This is a genomic window from Ralstonia sp. Ralssp135 (assembly GCF_047304345.1).
Taxonomy (GTDB): Bacteria; Pseudomonadota; Gammaproteobacteria; order Burkholderiales; family Burkholderiaceae; genus Ralstonia; species Ralstonia chuxiongensis.
On sequence record NZ_JBGLYZ010000029.1, the window covers coordinates 59,059 to 65,232 of the forward strand.

General features: G+C 65.0%; 7 protein-coding genes. 2 read left to right on the plus strand and 5 right to left on the minus strand.

Annotation, left to right across the window (positions count from 1 at the left end):
* The first annotated feature begins 79 nt into the window (after positions 1-79).
* A complete protein-coding gene (locus ACCD03_RS18690; protein ID WP_413412513.1) occupies positions 80-1,201 on the plus strand; it encodes a beta-ketoacyl-ACP synthase III in 1,122 nt (373 codons plus the stop codon).
* 28 nt (positions 1,202-1,229) lie between these two features.
* Here the strand turns inward: ACCD03_RS18690 and ACCD03_RS18695 are convergent, their stop codons facing one another.
* The 3 genes from ACCD03_RS18695 to ACCD03_RS18705 all read right to left on the minus strand — a co-directional run bounded on the left by ACCD03_RS18695 (position 1,230) and on the right by ACCD03_RS18705 (position 4,105).
* Positions 1,230-2,342 (minus strand): alpha/beta hydrolase family protein, encoded by a 1,113-nt coding sequence (locus ACCD03_RS18695; RefSeq protein ID WP_413412514.1) that lies wholly within the window; start codon positions 2,340-2,342, stop codon positions 1,230-1,232.
* 2 nt (positions 2,343-2,344) lie between these two features.
* The gene (locus ACCD03_RS18700) at positions 2,345-3,184 is read right to left on the minus strand and encodes an AraC family transcriptional regulator (RefSeq protein WP_413412515.1); all 840 of its coding nucleotides are present in this window, start codon (positions 3,182-3,184) and stop codon (positions 2,345-2,347) included.
* 66 nt (positions 3,185-3,250) lie between these two features.
* Positions 3,251-4,105 carry a LysR family transcriptional regulator gene (locus ACCD03_RS18705; RefSeq protein ID WP_413412516.1) on the minus strand — a complete coding sequence of 285 codons (855 nt, stop codon included), beginning with the start codon at positions 4,103-4,105 and terminating at the stop codon, positions 3,251-3,253.
* Positions 4,106-4,208: 103 nt separating this feature from the next.
* Between ACCD03_RS18705 and ACCD03_RS18710 the strand changes: the two genes are divergently transcribed.
* Positions 4,209-4,592 (plus strand): tautomerase family protein, encoded by a 384-nt coding sequence (locus tag ACCD03_RS18710; RefSeq protein WP_316676341.1) that lies wholly within the window; start codon positions 4,209-4,211, stop codon positions 4,590-4,592.
* A gap of 111 nt (positions 4,593-4,703) precedes the next feature.
* On the opposite strand, the gene ACCD03_RS18715 is transcribed toward ACCD03_RS18710, so the two are convergent.
* Together ACCD03_RS18715 and ACCD03_RS18720 are read right to left on the minus strand one after the other, a co-directional pair.
* Positions 4,704-5,663 carry an SRPBCC family protein gene (locus ACCD03_RS18715; RefSeq protein WP_413412517.1) on the minus strand — a complete coding sequence of 320 codons (960 nt, stop codon included), beginning with the start codon at positions 5,661-5,663 and terminating at the stop codon, positions 4,704-4,706.
* On the minus strand, positions 5,647-6,003 hold the full coding sequence (locus ACCD03_RS18720; protein ID WP_413412518.1) for an ArsR/SmtB family transcription factor: 357 nt from the start codon (positions 6,001-6,003) through the stop codon (positions 5,647-5,649). The genes ACCD03_RS18715 and ACCD03_RS18720 overlap by 17 nt, the downstream gene beginning before the upstream one ends.
* Positions 6,004-6,174 lie beyond the last annotated feature (171 nt).

Sequence of the window (6,174 nt, forward strand, 5' to 3'; positions counted from 1 at the left end):
AAACGACCACATCCCGCGCCCCGCGTTGCCCGGCCGATGTGCTATCGTCGCCGCCACGAAAAATTAACAAATTCCGGGTATGCACGACGTCGTTATCAGCGGCACGGGCCTGTGGGTCGCGCCCGAGGTCATCACCAACGAGGAGCTGGTCGCCTCCTACAACGCTTACGCGCAGCTCTACAACGCGCAGCACGCCGCAGCGATTGCCGCGGGCGAGCTGACGGCGCTGGCGGAGTCGTCGGCGGAGTTCATCGAGAAGGCTTCGGGTATTCGCCAGCGCTACGTGATCGACAAGGCCGGCGTGCTGGACCCGACGCGCATGCGCCCGCATCTGACGCGGCGTCCCGATGAGGCGCTGTCGCTGCAAGCCGAGATTGGCGTGGCGGCCGCGCGCGATGCATTGGCTGCTGCCGGCCGTGATGCCGCCGACGTCGACATGCTGCTGTGCGCGACGTCCAACTTCCAGCGTCCGTATCCGGCACTGGGCGTGGAGATTCAGAACGGCATTGGCGCGGGCGGCTACGCGTTCGACATGAACGTCGCGTGTTCGTCGGCCACCTTCGGGCTGGAACAGGCCATCAATGCCGTGCGCAGCGGCACGGCGCGCGCCGCGCTGGTGGTGAGCCCGGAAATCACCTCCGGCCACCTCGATTGGAAAGACCGCGACTGCCACTTCATCTTCGGTGACGTGTGCACGGCCGTGCTGGTCGAGCGCGCAGAAGATACGCGTTCCACCGACGCCTGGCGTGTGCTCGGCACCAAGTGCGCGACGAGCTTTTCCAACAACATCCGCAACAACGCCGGCTACCTCTCGCGCAGCGAAGACCGCAACCCGGACGACCGCGATCAGCTTTTCCGCCAGGAAGGCCGCAAGGTCTTCAAGGAAGTCTGCCCGATGGCCGCCGAACACATTGCCGGTCATCTGCAGCAACTGGGCCATGTCCCGGCCGACGTGCGCCGCTTCTGGCTGCATCAGGCCAATCTGGCGATGAACCAGCTGATCGGCAAGCGCCTGCTTGGGCACGACGCATCGGCCGACGAGGCGCCGGTCATTCTCGACGAGTTCGCCAACACGGCATCGGCAGGTTCCATCATTGCGTTCCACCGCCATCGTGCCGACCTGAAGTCGGGCGACCTCGGCATGATCTGCTCGTTTGGCGCGGGCTATTCGATCGGCAGCGTGGCGGTGCAGAAGCAGTAATCGATCTGCACCGAATCGTGGGTGGCGTTCAGGTCTGACCGGGCAGCGTCGCCCCGAAAAAATCCAACGCCCGGCGCACGGCCTGGGCATGCACCGCATCGCGATCGACGCCGGGGTTGTCCTTGCACAGCAGCGGCACATGGGCCGCACCGCCGGGCAGGCAGGTATCCATGAACGTGTAATGCGACGCGCCCGGCACTAGCAGCAGATCCGTCTTGGGCAACAGCTTGGCGACACGGCGCACGTTGGTGTCGATGGGTACGGTGGTATCCGCCTCTCCGGCCATCAGCGAAACCGGGATGGTGATGTTGCCGAGCGACGTGGCATCCATCGCCATGCCGACTGCAGGCGCCATCGCAAAGACAGCCTTGATGCGTGCATCGCGGTAGGACGCACCGGAGCGGGCCAGCGATGCTTCCGTTTGCGGTGTCCTCGTTGTGTCGGCAGCCGGGTTGATCTGCGCACGGGCGATCTCGGGCGGGTGGCAGATCGCATCGGCCTGCGGCGAGCCGCAGAACGCCATGAAAGCCGGAACATCTGTGCGCGCGCCGGCCAGCTCCAGCACGGTATAGCCGCCCAACGAAAAGCCCACTGCGCCGATGCGCCTGCGGTCGACATGCGCGCCCAATACCGGATCGGCGAGAACGCCATCCAACACTTCACTCACATCGGTGGCGCGCTCCCACCACAGCATGAAGCCGTCGCGCGTGAGCGGTTCCAGCGCCGTGTTGCCCGGGTGGTTCACGCCCGCGACGATGTAGCCGTTCGCGGCCAGCGCTGCGGCCATCCAATCGAGGCTTGCTGCCGTGCCGCCAGTGCCGTGCGAAAGCAGCAGCAGCGGATATTGCGCATGCATTGACGCGACCGGCGCTTCGCCCGCAGATGGCTGCATGCGGAATGGCGACCGGCCCGGCGCATCGATGTTGTGCGAAACCTCCGACACAGAAACGTCCACCGGATACCAGACGTTGGTGATGAGTGCCTGCGTGCGTGCCCCGCGCCAATGGCGTTCAGCCTGCGGGTGAAACGCGCGGGTGGTTTCGCCCACGTGATACGGCGCAGCGGGCTCATCTGCCGAACCGGCATAAGCGGCGCCCATGGCAAAGGCCGCCAGCGCGGCGGCAAGGCAACGATGCAACATCTTTACTCCTTGCGGATGGGGATCATCAGGTCAGTCACGCAGGCGCGCGGCGGGTGGTGCCGCCCTGGGCTGCGATACAACTCAAGCGCCGGCCGGTCGTCCGGTTCGAAGCCGTAGCTCGGGAGGCAGCCGCCGTAGAGCGCCTGCATGGTGGGCGCGATCAGCGCGTACGGGCCGATCAGCCGGTGGCAAGCGTAGAGACCGCCTTCGATGCGCATCGGCAGCAAGCGGCCGGTCATGGCGCGTGGCGCATCGAGGATGACGCCCGCGAAGTACTCGAACGAGCCAGGCGTTTCTGGGTCGCCGTAGCAGACGCCAATGCGATCGGGCGCATCCGCCGATTCCATATCGATGCCGAGCAGTTGCCGCAGCATGACGAACGTCTGGCGGATGGTTGCGACGGGGCCGTCGTGGCGCAGGCAGAGTGCGTGCAGAGGCGGCTGCTCGATCAGCTCGATGGGCGGCAGATCCGCCGTATCTGTGCTGCGCACATTCAACGCCTGCTGCCGGCTCTGGAACGCGCGCGGGCTTACGCCGGTGAATTCGCGAAAGGCACGGGCGAATGCCTGCGGGCTGCCATAGCCGACGTTGAGTGCGACATCGGTGACGGAATCTTCTGCGCCGCTCAAACGATGCGCGGCCTGCGCCAGCCGCATGCGCTGGACGGTTTCGAACACGCCTTCGCCGGTAAGCGCCCGGTAGATGCGATGAAAGTGAAATGGCGACAAGTGCGCCACCGCAGCCAGACTCTGCACCGTATGTGGTGCGCCCGGGTCGGCCAGGATCGCTTCGATCACGCGGGCGATGCGGCGCTGGTAGTCGTGTTCAGTGCGCGGTTTCATGCGGCCAAGCATAGTCGCCCCGCGGGCTTCGCGCGGTGCAGCGATTGCGCAAATCTGCGCGTAGGGCTACCGCCCCGCCGATGCCCGCAGGGCGGATGCGAACGTGCGCAGCGCCTTCTTCGCCACAGGATCGGTCAAGCGGGAATGCAGCACCACGCTGCGCGGTGGGAGCGGAGGCAGGCCGAGCGCTTCGCCCATGTCCACCGTGCCGGGTGGGGCCACGCGGCGGCTGAGCGCTGCCACGGCCAGGCCCGCTGCCACGGCTGCCCCGATGGTGGCCACGCCGCCGCCCACAAACACCTCTTGCCAGGCAATGCCCGCACCTTCCAGCGTGGCGACTGCCATCTGCCGTATGCGGCATGTGTCAGCTTGATTCGCCAGGCGGATGGGCTCGCCGGCGCGGTGTTCGAAGTCGGGCGCGGCCATCCAGCCGAAGGGTTCTTCCATGAGGACTTCGCCGTCGGTGCGGCGGTTGTCGTGGCGCAGCACGATGGCCGCATCCAACGCGCCGCTCTCGAAAATCTCCAGGATCTCCCACGAACTGGCGATGCGGATCTCCAGCGTCAACGCGGGTTCGGCCAGGCCCATCTGGCGCAGCAGGCGTGGCAGCTCGGCCCCGACAATGTGATGGCTGATCCCGACCGACAGCCGCCGCCGTTCCATGCCGAATGCGCCAAGCGCGCCCTCGTGCGCGGCCACCAGCTCGCGCGCCGCTGCCAGAAAGGCGGCGCCATCCTGCGACAGCCGCACGAGGCGCGGCGTGCGTTCCAGGAGCCGGCGGCCCAGCGCATCTTCCAACCGCTTGATCTTCAGGCTCACGGCGGATTGCGTGGAGTCCATGGCCTCCGCCGCGCGCGTGAAGCTCTTTAGATCGGCGGTCAGCACGAACGCCTGGACGGCCTCCAGATCCAGCATCTTCATGGTTCAATCATTTTGAAATCGAATGATTGAAATATCTTAGGATGTCTTTTTTCAATGATCAACGTGGGGCATGCTGTGGTCACTGCAAACCACGGAGCTCACCATGCCTCTCGTTCAAGTGTCGCTGCGGCGCGGCAAGCCTGCTGCTTATCACCAGGCCATTTTCGATGGTGTCTATCGCGCCATGCGCGAGACGTTCAACGTGCCGGAAGACGATCGCTTCATGACGCTCACCGAGCACGACGCGAGCACCTTCAGCGTCAGTCCGAGCTACTTCGGCATCGCGCGCAGCGACGACGTTGTGATCATCCAGATCACCGCCAACAACACGCGCAATCTGGAACAAAAGCAGGCGCTCTATCGCCGCATCGTCGAGCTGCTGGGCGACAAGCCCGGCGTGCGGCCCGAAGATGTGTTCATCAATCTGGTGGAGGTGCTGCCCGAGAACTGGTCGTTCGGCAACGGACTCGCGCAGTACGCGCAATGACGCCGCGCCAGGCGCTTCTGGCGCACCTGGGCGGCGTGTTGTGGGCGGCAGTGTTGATCGTCGGCGCGGCGGTCACGTTGGCGGCCGTCACGCGCGACGTATTGCAGAGGCTCAGTCCTTGAGCGAATTGCCGAGCATGTCGAGCAGGAACTGCGTGCCGCGCTCACGCGATCCGGAATCGTCGTAGCCATCCAGGAAGGCGCCTTGCTCGGTCATCACGAGGTGCGTGCCGCCCGAACCGTCCTTCGGCTCACGCAATTCCAGGGTGGCGAGCGAGGCGGAGATCTTGCGGTCGTCTAGGTGCATCACGTACGAATAGACGACGCGCTCGTTGGGGATGACGTCGTGATACAGCGCTTCAAAGCTGGACACGACACCGCTGTCCCACCGGCCCTTGACGACTTCGCGGCCGCCGGGCGTGGCGTCCATCTCACGCACGAGCAGCGTGTAGCCGTTGCCGCCGGCAAACCACTTGGCCTTGGCGGCCGGGTCTGTGAGGGCCTTGAACACGCGCGAGCGCGGCGCGTCGTACGTGCGCTCCACCGTGAAGGTGGCATGCACCACCGAGCGCTGGATGCCATCGGCCACCGGCACGCTTGCGGCTTCGCGCTCCAGCTTGTCCAGCGTCTGCTTCCAGCCTTCGGACGCGCCCTTGATCATCATCTCGGCAATCGGCGCGAGCGGCGTGTGGGTCTGCGTGACTTCCATGCGCGTGCCCCCGCATTCTTCGGCAAAGGTGACGACGGTGTGGGCGTTCATCAGCGGGCGGTTGTCGCCGTCAACGACGTTCATGTCGATCACCAGGCGCGCGTTCGGCACGATCTCCAGAAAGTGCCCCCGCGACCAGTGGTCTTGCCCCTCGGGCGAGCGCATGCAAACGTCGAACTTGCCGCCCACGCGAAACTCGACCGTCGCGTCGGGCACCGTGTAGTGCGTCGGGCAGAACCAGCGCTTGATGTGCTCGGCGGTGCTCCAGGCCTTGAAGACCCAGTCGCGGGATACCGGGAAGGTGCGCGAGATCACGAGGGGGCGCAGGGTCGTGCCGGCGGGGCGGTCAATGGTCGTGGTCATGCGGGTCTCCTTGGGTTTTGAGGGTGTCCAGATAGGCGCCGAGTCGGTCGAAGTGTTGCTCCCACTCCAGGCGCCGTTGGTTGATCCACTGCTCTGCGAGGCTCAGCGCCTCGGGTTCGATACGGCAAGTACGCACGCGGCCCACCTTTTCCGATCGCACAAGACCGGAGTTCTCCAGCACCGAGAGGTGCTGCATCACGGCAGGCAACGAGATATCCAGGGGTTGGGCGAGTTCGCTCACAGACGCAGGCCCGCGCACAAGCTGCACCAGCATCGCGCGCCGGTTGCCGTCTGCCAGCGCCTGGAAGGCGAGATCGAGGGAAGTGTCATGGTTAAGCATGTGGTTAACTATAGCGACTCCGAATAGTTAAGCAAGTACTTTATCTTTCCGTCGTTGACACGTCGATTTTTTTTTGAAAAAAAATAAAAAACAATGGATTGGGAAAAAAAAAAACGGAATGGGACCCCACCCCCCCACCAAAACCCCCCCCCCCGCGAACCCCAGGGCGCC